Below are 17,447 nucleotides of genomic sequence, written 5' to 3' on the forward strand. Positions count from 1 at the left end.
CTTGAGGCCCCTGGCGCTGGGTCAGAATTTTTCCAGTACGGTACGGCTGATGATTTCGTCCTGAACTTCCTTGCAAAGCTCGACGAAGTAAGCGCTGTAGCCGGCAACACGCACGATCAGGTCGCGGTATTTCTCCGGCTCCTGCTGGGCCTTCTTCAGCACTTCGTTATCGACATAGCTGAACTGCATCTGGCCGTTGCCGAGAATCGAAGCCGTGCGCAGCAAGGTGATCAGACCGTTCTTGCCTTCCGGAGTATCAAGCAGGCCTTTAAGGAACTTGAAGTTGTGCACCATGCCGATGTTCATGGTTTCAACATTCATTTTGCTCACGGATTTGATAATCGCTGTCGGGCCTTGTTTATCTGCTCCCTGCGTCGGGCTGATCCCGTCAGACAGCGGCATCCACGCCAGACGGCCGTTCGGGGTCGCATTGGTCAGTTCACCAATCGGGGTGTTGTTGGAAATCGACAAGGTGCCGTGGCTCAGACGCGAGTAAAGCATCCGGTATTTGCCACACTCACGCTCGGTCCACTCGGTGATATCCAGCGCGAACTCATCGGCATAGTTATCATCGTTACCGAACTTCGGTGCGTTCAGACAGTCACGGCGCAGCTCTTCGTAACCTTCGAAGTTAGCCAGCATCGCGTCACGCATTTGCTCCAGGGTGTATTTCTTGTCTTCGAAGACCAGCTTGCGGATCGCGGCCATGGAATCGACATAAGTTGCCAGGCCGGAGAAGATCAGGCCCGGGCCATAGTTCACCACCGCGCCCCCGGCACTGACGTCTTTGCCCTGCTCCATACAGCCTTCCACCAGCAGTGACATCAGCGGCTTCGGCGCCACATCGCGGTGGACGCGCTGGCTGATCACCGTCCCGACGGCAGACAGTTTGACAATATGAGCGATTTGCTCTTTCACCGCCGCATCAAAGGCTTCGAAGGTGGTCAGCTGATTCAGATCGCCGGTATCCAGCCCCTGATAGCTATCGAACAACACCATCCGGCCACGGTTCAGCACGAACTCAATTGCAATCGGCCACTGGGTGTAACCGGTAGACGTCCACTGGTAGATACGGCCGGATTTCTGCGGTTCAACACAGCCCATCAGACAGTAGTCACGGGCATCTTCGAAGTCGTAACCTTTGCGCAGCATCATCTTGATGTGCGAGTCATCGAAGTGACAGGCCGGGAAGCCCATACCCGCCTTCACCACCTCGACGATTTTTTCCATGTAGTGCTGTGGCGACTGGTTGTGGATCCGGCATGCCAGCGATGGCTGGTACACCTTCACGAAGCGCACGGCATCCATGATCAGCAGGGTCAGGTCGTTGGTCGCATCGCCGCCCATACGCTTCTGGCCACCAACGGTCAGGTTGATGAATGGCTGGTAGCCGGCGAAGTATTTCGCACCCAGCTCGCTTGACATCCACATCAGCTCGGCACACTTGATGATGAAGGCCTGCATCATCTCCAGGGCTTCTTCCTGGGTCAGGCGGCCGGATTCAATATCGGCCTGATACATCGGGTAGCAGTACTGGTCCAGACGACCCAGGGACAAGCCGGTCTGGTTTTCTTCGACCTCAAACAGGGATTCAACGGTCCAGACGCTTTGCAAGGCTTCCTGGAAGGTCTTCGGCGGGTTAGCCGGCACGTTTTCATTGGTCTCGGCAATAGTGAACAGCTCGGCACGACGCACCGGATCGGTTTCCGTCAGGGCCAGCTCGCGGGCATGGTTCGCCAGACGCTTGGCATAGGCCATCACGCCTTCACAGCTTTCAATCGACGCCTTGTAGAAGTAGATCTTGTCGATGTCTTCCGGGTTTTCCATGCTCAGCTGAGCCAGTTTTTCCTCGGCATCAGCCTTGATCCCCTTCATGCCCTTGGTGAACAACAGGACATCGTAGCCCGGGCAGGTATCGCCACCCCCGTTGATCTGGTGGTAAGACAGATCACTGACGTAGGTCTCGCCGCTGAACGCCCACAAACCCGCTTCGCGGTACTGGGCTTCACAGATCTCATCCAGCGAACGGCCTTCCCAGAACGGAACGATCTCCTCACGGATCACCTTCTTGTCTTCTTCGGAGATCTCGAACGGATCCTGCGGACGGGTGCTCATGGTATCGAGCTCGTCACGAACCCAGCGCCATGCGATATCCGGCGAGAAGGCACCGGCACGTGGCTTGCCACAAGGGTGACCAACAATCAGCTCGTCGTCCTGGATCAAGAGCGGCGCCGTTTCACAGGCAACCCGGAACGCCTTGGCACGCAGCAGGATTGTCGGCAAACCCTGATGCTGCTTAGTCACTTCGGTGAAGGCCAGCGCACGGTAGATAGACACACTCGGGCGCGCTTTCAGGTAGTTCTGGCGCAGGCGTTGCATCCGCGGCGTCAGACCTTCCATGGCTTTCACTTCAGGCTCGCCCGCGGCTTGCGGCGCAGCCATTGACATTGCAGCACCGCCCGCCCGGTACAGGCGAACCGTCAACTTGCTGTCCAGGCTTGCCAGGTTGTTCCGGGCTGCCAGCAGCATTTTGGACAGATCGTTGATCACCAGCTGGCTGTCTTCGAAACGGCCTCCCTGGACCATCCAGTCGAACATCGGGTAACCGTCAACGGCTTTCTCAGCACGAACTTCAGACAGCTCACTCAATTTCAGCCACAGGCACTCAATCACCTCGTATGCCTGCTGCTCGGTGATTGCACCGCTCTGCAGATCACGTTGATAGTAGCTGTACAGCGCCTTATCGAAGCCGGTCGCACCCACGGCGTAACTGCCGTTATCCAAATGCATCATCAGCTGGAACAGATAGAAGGCCTGACAGGCTTCCTTGAAGGTCTGTGCCGGTTGCGCCGGAACGCGGCGAAGGATCGCGGCAGTTTCTTTCAGCTCAGCCTGGCGGTACGGGTGAGTTTCCGTGGCCGCCATGCGCTCCATCTCGGCGGCCAGTTTATTGGCCAACGCCACGGCACCGTTGCAGGCAAAGATCATTGCCTTCCCCTGATTCACTTCGTCCATGCCGCTGCGGCTGATTGCGCTACCGATATTTTTCAGGCGCATCTCGATGTGTTGTTCCAGGACCTGGAAACCGGAGCTGATCACCGACATGTAATCAGGGCTGTTGGTTTTCTCGCAGTTGAGGAAGCCAAACACCGATTCGTTGTTCAGTTCGGCTTCGGTGTGGAAGATCGCCCCGCGTGCCTGAGACGACTGGCTGCCGAAAATCAGTTCGTCCTGACCGATATAAACCGGCAGCTCAGCCATCAACTGGGAAAACTGATGGGCATTTTTGACCATCGGCGTCATCCCGGCGATATCGTCGCCCATGGATGCCAGAATCGTTGCGCGCTCGGCGCTAATGGTGCTTTTTTGCGTAAGCAGTCTTTCCGCCAGCATTTTTACACGCGGCGTGAGGGAATAGTTGGCCATCTTCAGCCTCTCCTAATTATATGTTTCACTGTCGACCGGGCCTGACGCCCAGCCGTGGGATATTGGATTGTTGTGCGTTGTGGTATGACCTAGGTGTGGGCAATCCCTGCAAACGCTTGTCGGTATAGGGTTTCCATGTGGTGCGTATTCACCTCACGGGGGTTGGTTGGTGTACAGCCGTCTTTCAGCGCCGGTCCAATCAGGTCCGGCAGCGCGGCAAAGAATACGGGCTCGGCCACCTCACAGTCGCGGATGCCTGATGGCATATTCATCTGCTCTTTGAGCACATCGATCGCCACAATCAGACTCATCACCCCCTCACGGGTCGTCCGGCTCGGCAAGCCAAGCTGCTTCGCCAGGTGGGCGTATTTTTGGGCGGCGGCGGTTTTGCAATCGCCATGTAAGTTGGCATTAAAGGCAATGACATGCGTCATCATCAGCGCGTTCGCCCGCCCGTGCGGGATCCCGAAGACACCGCCAAGCGCGTGGGCCAGGCTATGGGTGATCCCCAGGGAGGCATTGGTAAATGCCATGCCTGCGATACACGAGGCGTTGTGCATTTTCTCCCTGGCAGCCAGATTACTGCCGTTCTGGTAGCACTCCAGCAAGTGGGCAAAGACCAACTGCACAGCCTTCTCTGCCAAGGCATCGCTAAAGTCTGATGCCTGGGTGGAGACATAAGCCTCCAGCGCATGACACAGCACATCCATCCCGGTATCGGCCGTAATGCCCGCAGGCACCGACTTCACCAATTCAGGGTCTAAAATGGCGTGATCCGGCAACATAAACTCGTCGACCACCACCCACTTTTCACCTTTTGATTTAATGACCGAGAATGCGGTGACTTCCGAGCCCGTGCCGCTGGTGGTCGGGATAGCCACAAAGCATGGTTTTTTCGCCAGCTTGCCGCTTTCCCACAGGGTGTAGATCACCCCTTTCGCCGCATCGATCACCGAGCCACCGCCCAGTGCGACCACTACATCCGGCGCCTCGGCATCCATTTGTTTCATCCCATTGACAATGACCGAGATGTCCGGATCCGAAGTAACCTCGGCAAACAAACTGACCACCATCTGGTTCGCCTGCAGCCGCTGGCGGACTTGGTCGGCCATGCCAAATTTAACCATCGCCTGGTCGGTGACGATCAAAGCCCGCTGCCCCGTCAGTGTGCCCAGCTTGTCCAGAGCGCCGTTGCCAAAATGGAGCGTCGGCTTAATCTGAAATTCGTTCATGTGATTGAGTCTCCCTTATCTGTCCTGGTGGACTTTTTCCACGATGGCAACGATTGACATGGCCTTGTACTGCTGTTTGTGCAGCGCAAAATATTCCTCAACCAGGACCAGATCACGCACACCAGCCCCCACACTGTCGACAGCGACATAAGTCCGGTCCTTGATGGGCGCCAGATCGTCCCCCAGTGCCGTGACCAGCAAGAGGTTGCTGCCGCGTAGTTCGTCATTTTTCTGGGGGGCGACGACATGCCCGGTTACCTTTGCGAGAATCATAGTTTTGCCACCTTCTGTTGCGTTGCTGCCGGGTTAGGGCGCCATGCGACCCATCACCTGCTTGATGATGCGCTCAACATTTTCTTCGGTGATGTCATGACAGGTATCGCCATGGGTGCCATGACAGGCAGGCGCCGGAATACCACAGCCAAAGCGATCATCCGCCGCTGTCATTGCTGTTGTGATGGCCGCAGGCGCAGCAGCTGGTGCCTGACCACCGGTAAAGCGCGTGTCTTCGAAGATGCTGACCGGTGCACTGGCAGTGACTGCCGGAGCTGGAGTCGCAGCCGGTGCAGCAAGCGAAGCAGACGCAGACTGTATCGCTGGCGTGATAGCCGCTTCAGGCTGGCGCAGGTCTTCAATGTTGCGAACGCCGTAACCGACCTTGCGAACATTGAGCAGGTTCATCGGACCGACGTTATCGGAGCTGGAGCCGCCGCCCAATGCGCCGCACCCTAAGGTCAGGGCCGGGATCAGGTTGGTTGTCGCACCAATACCGCCCAAGGCTGCCGGCGTGTTGACCAGCATGCGGAACACCGGTTTTTCCAGCGCAAACTGGCGAACGATGTCCGGGTTCTGGGTGTGGATCACCAGCGTATGGCCCAGACCTTCGTTGGTGAGCAATTCCACCACGCGATCGCAGGCAGAGCGCCAGTCTTCCTCGATGTACAGGCCCAGGACCGGGCAGAGTTTTTCACGGGCATACGGATTCTGATGGGACACACTGTCCTGGCGGGAAATCAGGACCTTGGTGCTGGCCGGTACACTGAAGCCGGCAATGCCTGCCAGTGATAGCGCGCATTTACCGACAATGGCCGGATTAATCATGCCGTTCGGGCGCAGCAGGATCTTCGCCAGCTGTTGCGACTCCTGCTCATTCATAAAGTAAGCGCCCTGAGCCAGCAGCTCCTGGTGCACCTGTTCATAAATGCAGCGTTCCGCGATGATCGATTGCTCGGACGCGCAGATCACACCGTTGTCGAAGGTTTTACTGGTGATAATATCGCTGACCGCCTGCTTGATATCGGCGGTACGCTCGATAAAGGCCGGCCCGTTCCCCGGTCCGCCGCTGATTGTCGGTGTACCCGATGCATAAGCGGCACGGACCATGCCTTCGCCACCCGTTGCCAGGATTAGTGAGACATCTTTGCTGCGCATCAGCTCTTGCGTAGCTTCCATCGTCAGCAACGACACGCCGTCGACGATCCCGGCAGGCGCTCCGGCTTCTGTTGCAGCACGCTTCACCAGTTCAATGGCTTTCTGGCTACACACCCTGGCGTTCGGATGCGGCGAGAAGATAATTGCATTCCCGGCTTTCAGCGCGATCAGGGTTTTGTAGAAAATCGTTGAGGTTGGGTTGGTCGAGGGCACCAGCGCGGTGATGACCCCAAGCGGCACACCGACTTCCATCACCTGATTGACCGGATCCTCAGAAATAATGCCGACCGTTTTGATCGACTTGATGTGCTCGTGCACCTTGGTCGATGCAAAGATATTCTTCAGGACCTTGTCCTGCCAACGCCCGAAGCCGGTTTCCTCATGGGCAAGTTTCGCCAGCTCTTCTGCATGGCGAGCGGCTTCAGCAGCAATATGCGCCACAATGCTGTCGACTTTCTCCTGCGAGAACTGCGCAAACTGGGCTTGTGCCAGCTTGGCCTGTTTCAGCAGCTCCCGGGCTGCCTGAATGGATTGTAAATCCTTGTCTAAAGTCATGATCTTTGTCCTTCACTAACGCGTGAAACGAAGGGGAAGAAGGATTGCCTTACGACAATTGGGTAAGGCAAACTCGCCCCGGCATCTTGCACAGCGGCAACGCTAGGCTTTGTGCTGAGATGCAATTTTCTCAATGTCATTGTGCGGGCGGGCAATCACGCGAGATGACACCACTTCGCCAATTTTTTGTGCCGCTTCAATGCCTGACTCAACGGCTGCGTTCACCGCACCGACATCGCCTTTCACCATGACGGTCACCAGACCGGAACCTACATTTTCGTAACCAATCAGCTCGATATTGGCGGCCTTGCACATGGCATCAGCAGCTTCAATACTTGGAACTAAACCTCTTGTTTCGATAAGACCAAGTGCATCTTTCATAGAACTTTCCTTTTATTCAGTCACGGTGTACTGAGAGACAATTTTTTCGATGTCGCTGTGCGGACGGGCAATCACCAATGACGTGACAACCTCACCGACGCGCTGCGCCGATTCCACACCTGAGTCCACCGCAGCCTTCACCGCACCGACATCACCACGCACCATGGCCGTTACCAGACCAGAGCCGACATTTTCATAACCAATCAAATCAACGTTGGCGGCTTTGCACATCGCATCAGCGGCTTCGATACAAGCAACCAGTCCCTTAGTCTCAATCAGCCCTAAAGCATCACTCATTGTCAGATCCTCCGTTCACGCCACTTATGCTTTATGCTTAATAACGATTTTGTTGATATCGTTATGCGGACGGGCAATCACCAATGAAGTCACCACTTCACCAACGCGCTGCGCCGACTCCACACCTGAATCGACAGCAGCTTTCACTGCCCCGACATCACCTTTCACCATCGCCGTCACTAAACCGGAACCGACGTTCTCATAGCCAATCAATTCGACATTGGCGGCTTTACACATCGCATCTGCCGCTTCGACACAGGCAACCAGCCCTTTTGTTTCAATCAAACCTAATGCATCACCCATATTTCTTTCCTCCGTACATAGGTCTCGAGTAAACGTTATTGAGAAAAGGCCCCAGGCCTTTTTGTGTGGTTTTCTTATGGTTTTATTGGCCTGTTCCAACCACGAAAATCACTATATTCCCCACAAAAAGAAAATGGCATTAAACTCCAAAAACTATGGATACTTAGTTGATTACTCTTGAGATAAGAAAGTTTGACGCCTCAATTTACAAAACAATCCTGTTTTTTATCTTTATCCGATACTGACAACCAACCTAAATAAGACCCAAAAACGGAGCTAAATCACATCCCAAACAAACCTCGTCATATCCGAACATTCAGCCTGAAAATTCCGATCGATTTCACCCGTAGCGGTGTCATCCGGCGGCCGTGACTACGGCAAGAAACAGGATAAAAACGACAAAAGACGGTTCGGTATTCACCCGTCGCTTGGCAAGGTGTCGCAAGTAAACATGACGGCTGAAATAACCGTGGCCTCAGGTGTAGATATGGCAGTGAAAGTGGTAATCGAAGAGAAAGTGGTCGTGGTCGTGGTAGCAAAATAAAATATGGAGGGCATCGTCCTCAGAGAAAAGCATCAAAGAGGCGATAAACAGAAATGCGCTTACCCAGTAGGGGATGTGCAATGGCCAACCAGATAAGATCCGGGGGATTTTCTGAGTGCGATGCCAAAGCTCCGTCAGCGGCGCAGTCATCAGAGCCGCTGATGACAACACTTCCCACCGGAAGTCTGGCGGTTTTCACTCATGAATGATCGCCAGCGGCAAGCGGCTGGTTGAAGATATTCATGTTTGGGGATAGCGCATGAAGTGGGGAGACGGAGTCAAGTTATCGCAGCGCAGAGCCTGCCGGTCATTCGACCCCGCAGCAGGACGATGATTGGATGCAGGCGCTTTCACAGGAAATCAAACCAATCATAAGTGTTCGCCCAATCTACTGATCACTTAAAGCACAAACAAATAAAGGCGAGTTGATCGAGCTCAGGAGCACGGTGTCGTAGCTAAGCTTCTCGACTTTGATCAGGAGTTGGTCATGGCTATCAGACATTTCGCGCATGAAGTAATCGAACAGCACATCGGGGGATTCATCGATTGAAGATTTGGTCGAAGACCACTTTTTTACCTGGTAATGACGCTCATAGGCCGAGGCCCGTTCGCTGGTGTAATCAAACTGAACGTAGCGCTGTAAATACAACCAGCCAGCCTTGGAGTCAGAGTATCCTTCGACAACCAGAGATCCTTTGCCGCGCTCACCAAATCGAAAGTGAATATTCGCATTCACGGTTTCTGTTACCGTGTCTTCAAAGTGCATGATTGCCCGTGCCGTGCAGCTCAGATCACCAGACTGAGATGGGATCACTTTTGAAACAAAGGGCAAAGTACAGAGGAAAAATAAAATCAGCGCGTAGAAAAAAAAAATCTTACCGCTTTTGCGTGTTTGCATTATTACTTCCAGGAATAATAAAAATAATTATCACAATAGGCGTAAGGGTTATTTTCATTTTTAGCACATCGCGCAATATAGGTTCGCCCCAACCCATTGCTCTGCAATTTATCTCCATAGTAAAAAATAAAACGTTCATCCTTCGCACAAGACAGGCCCAGCTTGTCTCTCACAGCTTTAAAGTTCTTAATGTACTTTTCACCCATCGCGCCGTTGATCATCAACTCCGGCGAAAACAGCTCACATAACCCGCTCTCCACCTCGGTCAGACCGACAACATGCAACGAACGTTCGGTGATGATTGCCGTCCACAATAAAACCAAAGCGGCAATGAACAATGACGCACTGGCAATCATCCAGTTGCGTTCCTGTTGCTCGGTTTGTGGCGGAAGCTGCGCCGCCTTACTCTCTTTGGCCAATGGCTCGGGTGCAACCGCGGGGTCCGTATTGGCTTGCTGCAAGAGCGGATGCAACGGATTATCATCCACCATCTCAAGGTCCAGCCCGGGATTAAGTTCCAACCGTCCACGGGGAATGGTGACAATCACATTCTCAATCCCGTAGCTGCGAAAAGATTTTCTCAGCAAACTCAGGTATTGGTTCAGGTTACTGTTGGATGAAATCAGGCCATTGTCATCCCATACCTTAGTCATCACTTCATCACGGGTCAGCACGCCCGGATGCTGAATTAAAAAAAACAATAATGCATTGGCGGTAATGGAAAGTTGCGTGTCGCTGGCAGCCTGCTCTTCAAGCTTTAGCGTGCCATCTATTGCGTCGTAATATAGAAACCCATTTATTTTATACTTCATTGGTATAGGTTTTTCCTACTCAAAATGACCGCAATCCCCCGCTCCCATTCGCATTTTAATCCGGTTTACATGCAACCATCGCGTCACCTGTATGAATTAAAAATGCCAAAAAAATAACGCTCGTCGCTTCTGATTGGAGTGGGGTATTCATCGAGGTAAATCATACCGCCAGGGCGCAAAATGGATTGTTGATACAGATCAAGAGAGTCTGGTCAGATGAGACCACATACAGCGATTATGTCTACCAAGTCACATGAAACGACTCGCACTTTGGCGTCGTCAAACCGCAGTTGGGTCAATCCGGTTCGTGATCTGTCTCCTATTTCAACCCAACTGATTTACCCTCTTCTTCGACACACATAAAAAAAGGACACCGCAAATGCAGGTGTCCTTTTTTCAACGGGCTTGTTCGCGTGTCACACAGTTCTTTCAGTTCAGGTTCATATCGCTCAGCTCACCAAGCGCTACCCCTTCAGACAGTCAGCACTGGGCAAGCAGCACCGGGCAGGCAGCTCCGGGCAGACCCAGTTACAGTTCGAAATCACCGAAGGCGTCGCCGTCCACCTGTCGCGCCAGAAAGGCCACCAGATCGTCGTGACCACCGATGTAACTGCCGTCCAGGAAGATTTGCGGCACCGTGCGTACCGTATTGCCTGTTTGCTGTTCAACAAAATCAACCATCGTGGTTTTCGCCAGATCGGCCCCCAGTACCAGCGTTGTATACGCCGTGCCGCGCTCATCCAGAATGGCTTTGGCTTTTACACAAAATGGGCAGTTCGGCTGGGTGATCACCAGGTTCTGGTAACCGGCCAGCTGTTCAAAGGTCATATCAGGCATCTACTTTCATCTTCAGTTCAGGGAAATCCGGTCGCTAAGATTAAGGAAAGATCCACGCTCTGACAAGCGCCGTCGCGTCTACGGTGTCTAATCCAGCTCCTGCGGCTCAGGTAATATGAACCGGGATCCGTTGTCGCCCGAACGTTTTCGGCGCGGCAAAATGACCTGCGATCTGATAGCCGCAATGACGACAGGCCCCGCTGTCGGTAAGCGCACACTCGCCCAACTCATACCAGTTTCGCACCAGCACTTTGCGATGACAGCCCGGGCAATAGGTACTATCGCCTGCTTCGTCGAAAATATTGCCGACATAGGCATAGTTGATCCCGTTGGCCAGTGCGATCTCCCTCGCCCGCTGCACGGTTTCCGGCGGGGTTCTGGGTTTATCCATCATCTTAAAATCAGGATGAAAAGCGCTGAAATGAATCGGCACATCCGGGCCGAGATTATCCACCACCCACCGGGTCAGCTGGTCCAGCTCTGCCGAGCTGTCGTTTTCATCCGGGATCAGCAAGGTGGTAATTTCAAACCAGACATCCGTTTCATGTTTCAGGTACAACAAGGTATCGAGGACCGGCGCCAGGTGGCCACTGCAGATTTTATGATAAAAACGCTCGGTAAACGCCTTGAGGTCGATATTGGCCGCATCCATATCACGATAGAAGGCCACCCGGGGTTTATCACAGATATAGCCGGCACTGACCGCCACACTGTGAATACCCAGCTCGTGGCAGGCCTGGGCACAGTCGACCGCATACTCCATAAAAATCACCGGATCGTTGTAGGTAAAGGCAATACTGTCACACCCATATCGCTGTGCTGCGCGGGCGATTTGCTCCGGCATCGCAGTGGCCCCTAACGTGTCGATTTGCCGCGACTTGCTGATACTCCAGTTCTGACAGAATTTGCAACCTAAATTGCATCCGGCCGTTCCGAACGACAGCACGGAGCTGCCGGGATAATAGTGATTGAGCGGTTTTTTCTCGATAGGGTCGATACAGAACCCGCTGGAGCGACCATAGCTGGTCAGCACAATTTCACCATCTTTGGCCTGCCTGACAAAACAGGCGCCCCGTTTTCCGTCCCGCAACCGGCAGTGGCGCGGACACACATCGCAGATCACCCGGCCATCTTCCAGCCGGTGCCAGTATTCAGTTTTAAAAAATTCAGGAGGTTGGTGCATAGAACACCCGCAACAGAGTCATTTGTTCCTATACTAAATATAGTATTGCCAGAAATAACCGCGTGATTTCTATGAATATTCGTCCACCAGCCGTTGCGGGGAGCTTTTATGATAAGTCCCCGGAAAACCTACAGTCTCAACTGTCACACTGGCTCGGGGCCGGTGCAGGACAGCCGGAAAATATTCGGGCGGTGATCGTGCCGCATGCCGGTTATATCTACTCCGGCAAAGTCGCGGCGGATGCCTATCGCCATCTGAAGTCCCAGGCAGCGACCATCAACAAGGTGATTCTGGTGGGCCCCAGCCACCGTTACTATTTCAAAGGCTGTGCCCTGCCGACGGCCCATTATTTCTCAACCCCGTTGGGCGATGTGCCGATTGACACACAATGTGTTGAAAAGCTAAGTGAAATAGCCGATATTCATTTATCAGATGAAGCGCACGCCTTCGAGCACTGTCTGGAAGTTCAGTTGCCCTTTCTGCAAACCTGTTTAAGTAATTTCAGTTTACTGCCGCTCTTAACCAGTGATGTTTCCCCAACCGTCGTCGCCCGGATCCTGGATACCATCTGGCAGGGTGATCAGACCCTGTTGGTGATCAGCAGCGATCTCAGTCACTATCATCCTTATGCGCAAGCACAGCAGATAGACAGCAAGACCTGCGATCTGATCGAACATTACCGGGCGTCGCTAAACCCAGAGCAGGCTTGCGGCTCCACCGGCATTAATGCATTACTGCAACTTGCCAAACAGCGCCATTATCAACTAACCCGCATAACACAAAAAAATTCCGGAGATACTGCCGGAGATAAGGAGAGAGTTGTTGGATATGTCAGTTACCTCGTCTCAGAAACTCAATAAGGGAGAGCTCACGCAACTACTGGATGTTGCGCGTGAGTCAATTCGCGGCCATTTTTCGGATGAACTGCCGCACCCGCCTCAGTTGGATCTCTATGGCTACAAGCTCCTCCGGCCCGGTGCGTGCTTTGTGACCCTGGAAGTTGATGGCGTGTTGCAAGGATGCCTGGGGACCATGACAGCCAATGAACCTTTGGTACTGGAAGTACACAACAAAGCCAGGGACAGCGCTTATCAGGATCGGCGATTTATGCCGCTGACCGAAGATCAGCTGGATAAGCTAATGATTGAAATCTCAGTGCTATCGGAGCCCCAAGTGCTGGCAGTCGATTCAGAGCAAGCACTCATTGATTATCTGAAACAGCATCGGGTCGGTGTCGTCTTGTCCGATCACCATGCACAAGCCCTGTTTCTCCCCCAGGTCTGGCAACAGCTGCCGGCACCGGAGCTTTTCCTCCGTCACCTGAAACTGAAAGCCGGCTGGCCGGCAAATTACTGGTCTGACACCCTCACGGTCAAAACCTTTACCGTCACCAGTATCAAGGGTCGGTATTTCCAGCTTTCGGACACCTATTAAGCTTGAGAAGCGCCGCCGGTCTGAGCACCGGCGGACGACAGAGCGAAACCTTAGGGCTGTACTTTTTGCCTTGGTTCACGAGGGATCAAACCGTAAGGCACGGCAGTAAACAGCTCAGGTTGCCCGGCGACCGTCGGAACCGCACGAGCGCCCTGCCAGTCGAGCAACATGATGGCGAGCACATTACGATGCTCACCCTGATCGAGATCAGTCTCTCCTTTCACAGACGGAATCATCCCGGCACGACGGTCGATCCCCTGCTGAATCGCCCGGCGGGCTTTCTCGACTACCGGGTCCGATGTCAAACCCGCCAGCAGAAAGTTAATCCCGACTTCCGCAATCACATCTTCTTTGGTCCGGGCCAAAATGGTGTCGATGTTGCGGCGATAGTAATCAAAAATCCACTGAAACTCTTGTTCTCTCACCGGATGCTGATAATACCCGGAAGCGGCAAAGATGATATGCGTCAGCCCGTAGATCTTATTCATATACTGCTGCTCGCTCAGCGTCGCATCCTGTGCGTCCGGATACGTCGCCTTGAATGCCTCAATAAATTCATCGACTACATCCTGCTCGCCCAGTTGTTTGAGCCAGTACACCTGGTTGGCCAGTTGCGCAGCCCAGGCCCGGATCATCGCCGGATCGGCCGCGTAACGGGTAAAGTCATACCGGCGGATCACCTCGCGCAGTTTGGCATCCTCGCGATGCTTCAACCCGTACTCGTCCGCCCGGGCCATGGAACCCAGCAAGCCAACGCCCAGATACAGGTATTCCGGCCGGGATTGGGTCACTTCATACCGGAACGCACTCCGCTCTCCCTTCTTTTGGCGATAGCTGTTGATCTTCTTGTTGGAATAGTTACGGATTTGCTCCGGCGTATGGACTTCAGCGGCAAACTTGTTGAGGCGACTGGCCACCCGGGCCATATCCGTCCAAACTGCGGTCGCATACCGGTCATCCTGGGTCTGGCGATAGAGTCGCAAGCCGTAGTGCCCCAACGTATACGGCGGTAAGGTATATAGCTTGGATTCAAAAGTGGCCTTAATCAATGCAGCATCCTGGGCGTAGGATGCCGCCGCCGGGCTGGTTTGGACCAAAGACTCCGGCAACCGGGTCTCCGGCAAACGAGTTTCCGGCCGGACAGCGGGAGCAACGTCAGCCCAGAGGGGAGCGGACAACAGTGAAAAACAGAGGAACAACACGGCGCTAAAGGATTTCATAAACCTCTCCTTGGCAAAAATGAGCCTTGCCGCAGGCTCATCTCTTCAATCCCAGCCGAAAGCAATGGCAGACCATTGCCTCAGGCAAGTTGGTATAAGTATCGGTAATCAATGCCAAATAACGCTAGCAAAAATAACAATCCATGCGTCAGCACCGCGTCAAAAGCATCTCCCCGCTCATGTTGAATGTGATCTCAGGCACTAATTACGCCCGCTCGGGACAGTACCAGCCCGCTAGACGCCGGCACCAGCGGCCGGATAGATGGTTCGGTAGGTCAGGTTCATCCGCGCGGACAAGGGCTGCCTGGACTTCGGGATCGCATGAGTCCAGTACTGCTGGGTGGTCCCGGCCATGATCAGCAGGGAGCCCGAAGTCAGATCGAAGGTGATTTTCTGTTTGCTGTGCAGATGCTTCAGGACAAAGCGGCGGGTTTCGCCCAGGCTGACCGAGGCAATCACCGGCTGCGGCCCCAGCTCGGGCTCATTATCCTGATGCCAGCCCATCGAATCCTGCCCATCGCGATACAGGTTGGCCAGCACCGAGTTAAATCGCTGATCACAAACCGCTTCACACGCGGTTTTGATACTCAGCAACGCCGGGGTCCAGGGGGCCGGATGCAGAGTTAAACCGGAATAGGTATACGATGCTTCACCGCACCAGGCCTGTAGCCGCGGTTGCCAGACGTTGCGACCGAAAATACGAATTTGCTCCTGCCGCCAGTCCAGCGTTTCCCGGAGCTGCTCAAAATAGGTCTGCGCCTGCGCCGCAGAAAAGAACGCCGGTGCCCAGTATAACCGGCCATCGGGAATATCAAGCCACTCACCCGAAGCTTCGGGTGGAAACAAAGACAGGGTCTCCATGAGGTGTCACCTTTTCGCCATCACATCCGGACCGGCTGCGGGCAAAGTCCGGGATTCAACAGAAACATTTGCATGCTGCCGGGATACGTCCGGTGCCAGCATCATATCCACCCACACCAACCGATGGTCCGATCCGGCCTGGGCTCTTGGCCGCCCTTGTTCATCGCAAATCAGGGGGCGAAGCGGATCTTTCTTATCCGGCCAGAAAACCCCGGACTGGAGCACCGGCAGATTCGCCGACGGCAGCACATAGTCGAGACGCAACCCGGCAAGATGGGTCCATTCCGTCGCCCGCCCCTGCCGTGGTTGCCACGGCAGATGAAAACGACCACCGAGACTTTTCGGCGTATGCTTTCCGGCACTGACCTGACGATTGATTTTCGGATGCAGTAACAACCGGCGGATCCCGGCTTGGATCCCGTCACCATCCGCCATATCAGCATTGAGATCGCCCAGCACCACAAACTGATCTTCAGGCCCCAGCCCGCCAGACTTGCCCTGATCATCGCGCAGCCAGGAAGCATTATCGATAATCTCCGTCAGCAGCCGCAATTCATCAAAGTTGCGTCGGGCATTGCGCTGCTCTGCCCCGTCAAACACCGGCGGGGTCGGATGGCAACAGAGCAGGTTGAGCTGCTGCCCGTCAACCTGCACCGGAACCAGCACATGATTTTTAGACGACAAGCGCAACACTTGCTGTGCCTGAGGGCTGTAGTAATCCGCCGGGATCCGGTGATCCGGCATATCTTGCCAACGAAACTGCTGCCAGCTGCGGATCTGCGACGCCAGGATCGGATAGCGGGACAACACCACAAAACCGAAATGGCCGTGGTGCTCACCGAACCCCAGCCCGTCCCCCGGCAGTGTCAGCACGCCATCCCCATCCAGATCATGTGGGCTGAGCAAGCCGGTATTGGTCGGCGGACAGTACCGGTAAGGATAAGTGATCGGCGATTTCTGATGCTGGGAACGCTCAAGATAATGGCGACAAAAGTTCGCCAGACTCCCGTCATCGCCACCCGTGCCGGGATGGTCAAACTCGCAGAGCATCAGGAGATCGGGGCGGATATGCTGAATAATGGCCGCCAGACGGCTCAAACGGGGATCAACGCAGACTGCCGTTTGCGCCAGAATTTCACCTGGCTCCGGAGCGGACATCGAGACATTGAACACGGCGCATCGCAGGCGAGTAGATGTTGACGCAGAATCAGAAAACAAAGGCGCATTCCAGCAAAAAACAAAAGAAAATTCTAGCGGTTACCACCCGAGAGGGAAAGTACCGCTGAACTTTTATTGCCCCGGCCACCACCGAAGTCCGGCACTGCCCGAATGGCTAGTTGACCGCATAACGACTTAATCGAGTCACTACTTGACCAACTGGCTGATCGCCAGACGAATTTGCTGGGCATCCTGCATGGCACGATGCTTTGCCGGCCCGATTTCCTCCAACGCCAGCTGAAACTGAGCGCGATTAATCCCGTTTTCCTGCATCAGCCAATGGCCGATCTCCGTCAGGAGAAACGATGGCCGCATGTGAGCGGCATGGTAGAGTCGCCCGAGCCAGAACAAATCCCACTGGCTGTCGCAAAACACATGCTCATACTGCCCGAGCACCGCATTGAGATGCAGGCACACCTCAACCACCTGCCATCCTTCGCGATAAAGCTCCTGACGCGATATGCGGTGGATTTCCTGCTCCGCGTAGTCATCCCAATATTGCCAGACCCCGCTTGCGGTTTGCGGATTGATCAGAATGCTATGACCCTGGCCATCGGGTAAAGAATATCCCACTTCGATGGGGTAAGACTGATCGGATAATCCCGAGGCTTCAAAATCCAAAGTTGCCCACATTGCACTCTCCCTGATGCTTATTTGATATTGGTCGTCTCCGTTACAGCGACATCCTGTCACAACAGCCAGATCACGACTTTGACGGGAGCCTGATGGATTCAGCACGGGTCTGAACCAAGGCTCACAAACTACACATTAACTTTAGACGCTATCATTTCTGAGCACGCAAAAAAGCAGTAGCA

17 protein-coding genes are annotated in these 17,447 nt (G+C 54.2%); 2 read left to right on the forward strand and 15 right to left on the reverse strand.

Translation table 11 applies throughout. The annotated features are described in order from the left end of the window. Positions 1 to 21: 21 nt before the first annotated feature. From cutC to amrS, 11 genes are all read right to left on the reverse strand, one after another. Positions 22 to 3,426, reverse strand: coding sequence for a choline trimethylamine-lyase (gene cutC / locus VV869_RS03670; RefSeq protein ID WP_337733633.1), 3,405 nt, complete (start codon positions 3,424 to 3,426; stop codon positions 22 to 24). Between the two features lie 89 nt (positions 3,427 to 3,515). Next, positions 3,516 to 4,658 carry a 1-propanol dehydrogenase PduQ gene (locus tag VV869_RS03675; protein ID WP_337733634.1) on the reverse strand — a complete coding sequence of 381 codons (1,143 nt, stop codon included), beginning with the start codon at positions 4,656 to 4,658 and terminating at the stop codon, positions 3,516 to 3,518. 15 nt (positions 4,659 to 4,673) lie between these two features. Next, positions 4,674 to 4,931, reverse strand: coding sequence for a EutN/CcmL family microcompartment protein (locus VV869_RS03680; RefSeq protein WP_255387920.1), 258 nt, complete (start codon positions 4,929 to 4,931; stop codon positions 4,674 to 4,676). A gap of 33 nt (positions 4,932 to 4,964) precedes the next feature. Further along, positions 4,965 to 6,644 carry an acetaldehyde dehydrogenase (acetylating) gene (locus VV869_RS03685; protein ID WP_337733635.1) on the reverse strand — a complete coding sequence of 560 codons (1,680 nt, stop codon included), beginning with the start codon at positions 6,642 to 6,644 and terminating at the stop codon, positions 4,965 to 4,967. 102 nt (positions 6,645 to 6,746) lie between these two features. After that, a complete protein-coding gene (locus VV869_RS03690; RefSeq protein ID WP_261600274.1) occupies positions 6,747 to 7,025 on the reverse strand; it encodes a BMC domain-containing protein in 279 nt (92 codons plus the stop codon). 12 nt (positions 7,026 to 7,037) lie between these two features. Continuing rightward, the gene (locus VV869_RS03695; RefSeq protein WP_255387922.1) at positions 7,038 to 7,322 is read right to left on the reverse strand and encodes a BMC domain-containing protein; all 285 of its coding nucleotides are present in this window, start codon (positions 7,320 to 7,322) and stop codon (positions 7,038 to 7,040) included. A 24-nt stretch (positions 7,323 to 7,346) separates the two neighbouring features. Continuing rightward, the gene (locus VV869_RS03700; protein ID WP_015670698.1) at positions 7,347 to 7,625 is read right to left on the reverse strand and encodes a BMC domain-containing protein; all 279 of its coding nucleotides are present in this window, start codon (positions 7,623 to 7,625) and stop codon (positions 7,347 to 7,349) included. A gap of 932 nt (positions 7,626 to 8,557) precedes the next feature. Beyond that, positions 8,558 to 9,067, reverse strand: a complete 510-nt coding sequence (locus VV869_RS03705) for a FidL-like protein (protein WP_337733636.1) — start codon at positions 9,065 to 9,067, stop codon at positions 8,558 to 8,560. 2 nt (positions 9,068 to 9,069) lie between these two features. After that, complete coding sequence (locus VV869_RS03710) at positions 9,070 to 9,879, reverse strand: transcriptional regulator (protein ID WP_337733637.1); 810 nt, start codon at positions 9,877 to 9,879, stop codon at positions 9,070 to 9,072. Positions 9,880 to 10,407: 528 nt separating this feature from the next. Continuing rightward, on the reverse strand, positions 10,408 to 10,716 hold the full coding sequence (locus VV869_RS03715) for a glutaredoxin domain-containing protein (protein WP_337733638.1): 309 nt from the start codon (positions 10,714 to 10,716) through the stop codon (positions 10,408 to 10,410). A gap of 106 nt (positions 10,717 to 10,822) precedes the next feature. Next, a complete protein-coding gene (gene amrS, locus VV869_RS03720; protein WP_337733639.1) occupies positions 10,823 to 11,899 on the reverse strand; it encodes an AmmeMemoRadiSam system radical SAM enzyme in 1,077 nt (358 codons plus the stop codon). Between the two features lie 71 nt (positions 11,900 to 11,970). Here amrS and amrB point away from each other — a divergent pair, with 71 nt between their 5' ends. Together amrB and amrA are read left to right on the forward strand one after the other, a co-directional pair. Then, a complete protein-coding gene (gene amrB, locus VV869_RS03725) occupies positions 11,971 to 12,759 on the forward strand; it encodes an AmmeMemoRadiSam system protein B (protein ID WP_337733640.1) in 789 nt (262 codons plus the stop codon). After that, positions 12,728 to 13,333 (forward strand): AmmeMemoRadiSam system protein A, encoded by a 606-nt coding sequence (gene amrA / locus VV869_RS03730; protein WP_337733884.1) that lies wholly within the window; start codon positions 12,728 to 12,730, stop codon positions 13,331 to 13,333. The genes amrB and amrA overlap by 32 nt, the downstream gene beginning before the upstream one ends. Before the next feature lie 50 nt (positions 13,334 to 13,383). Here amrA and VV869_RS03735 read toward each other — a convergent pair whose 3' ends face one another. The 4 genes from VV869_RS03735 to VV869_RS03750 form a co-directional block, all read right to left on the reverse strand. Continuing rightward, on the reverse strand, positions 13,384 to 14,553 hold the full coding sequence (locus VV869_RS03735; RefSeq protein ID WP_337733641.1) for a DUF3541 domain-containing protein: 1,170 nt from the start codon (positions 14,551 to 14,553) through the stop codon (positions 13,384 to 13,386). A gap of 234 nt (positions 14,554 to 14,787) precedes the next feature. Next, positions 14,788 to 15,414 (reverse strand): alpha-ketoglutarate-dependent dioxygenase AlkB family protein, encoded by a 627-nt coding sequence (locus VV869_RS03740; protein WP_337733642.1) that lies wholly within the window; start codon positions 15,412 to 15,414, stop codon positions 14,788 to 14,790. A gap of 6 nt (positions 15,415 to 15,420) precedes the next feature. Beyond that, entirely contained in the window at positions 15,421 to 16,572 is a 1,152-nt protein-coding gene (locus VV869_RS03745) for an endonuclease/exonuclease/phosphatase family protein (protein ID WP_337733885.1), read from the reverse strand. Positions 16,573 to 16,779: 207 nt separating this feature from the next. Further along, positions 16,780 to 17,265 carry a hypothetical protein gene (locus tag VV869_RS03750; RefSeq protein ID WP_337733643.1) on the reverse strand — a complete coding sequence of 162 codons (486 nt, stop codon included), beginning with the start codon at positions 17,263 to 17,265 and terminating at the stop codon, positions 16,780 to 16,782. Positions 17,266 to 17,447: the final 182 nt, after the last annotated feature.

It is taken from the genome of Photobacterium sp. MCCC 1A19761, assembly GCF_037389125.1.
Lineage (GTDB): Bacteria > Pseudomonadota > Gammaproteobacteria > Enterobacterales > Vibrionaceae > Photobacterium.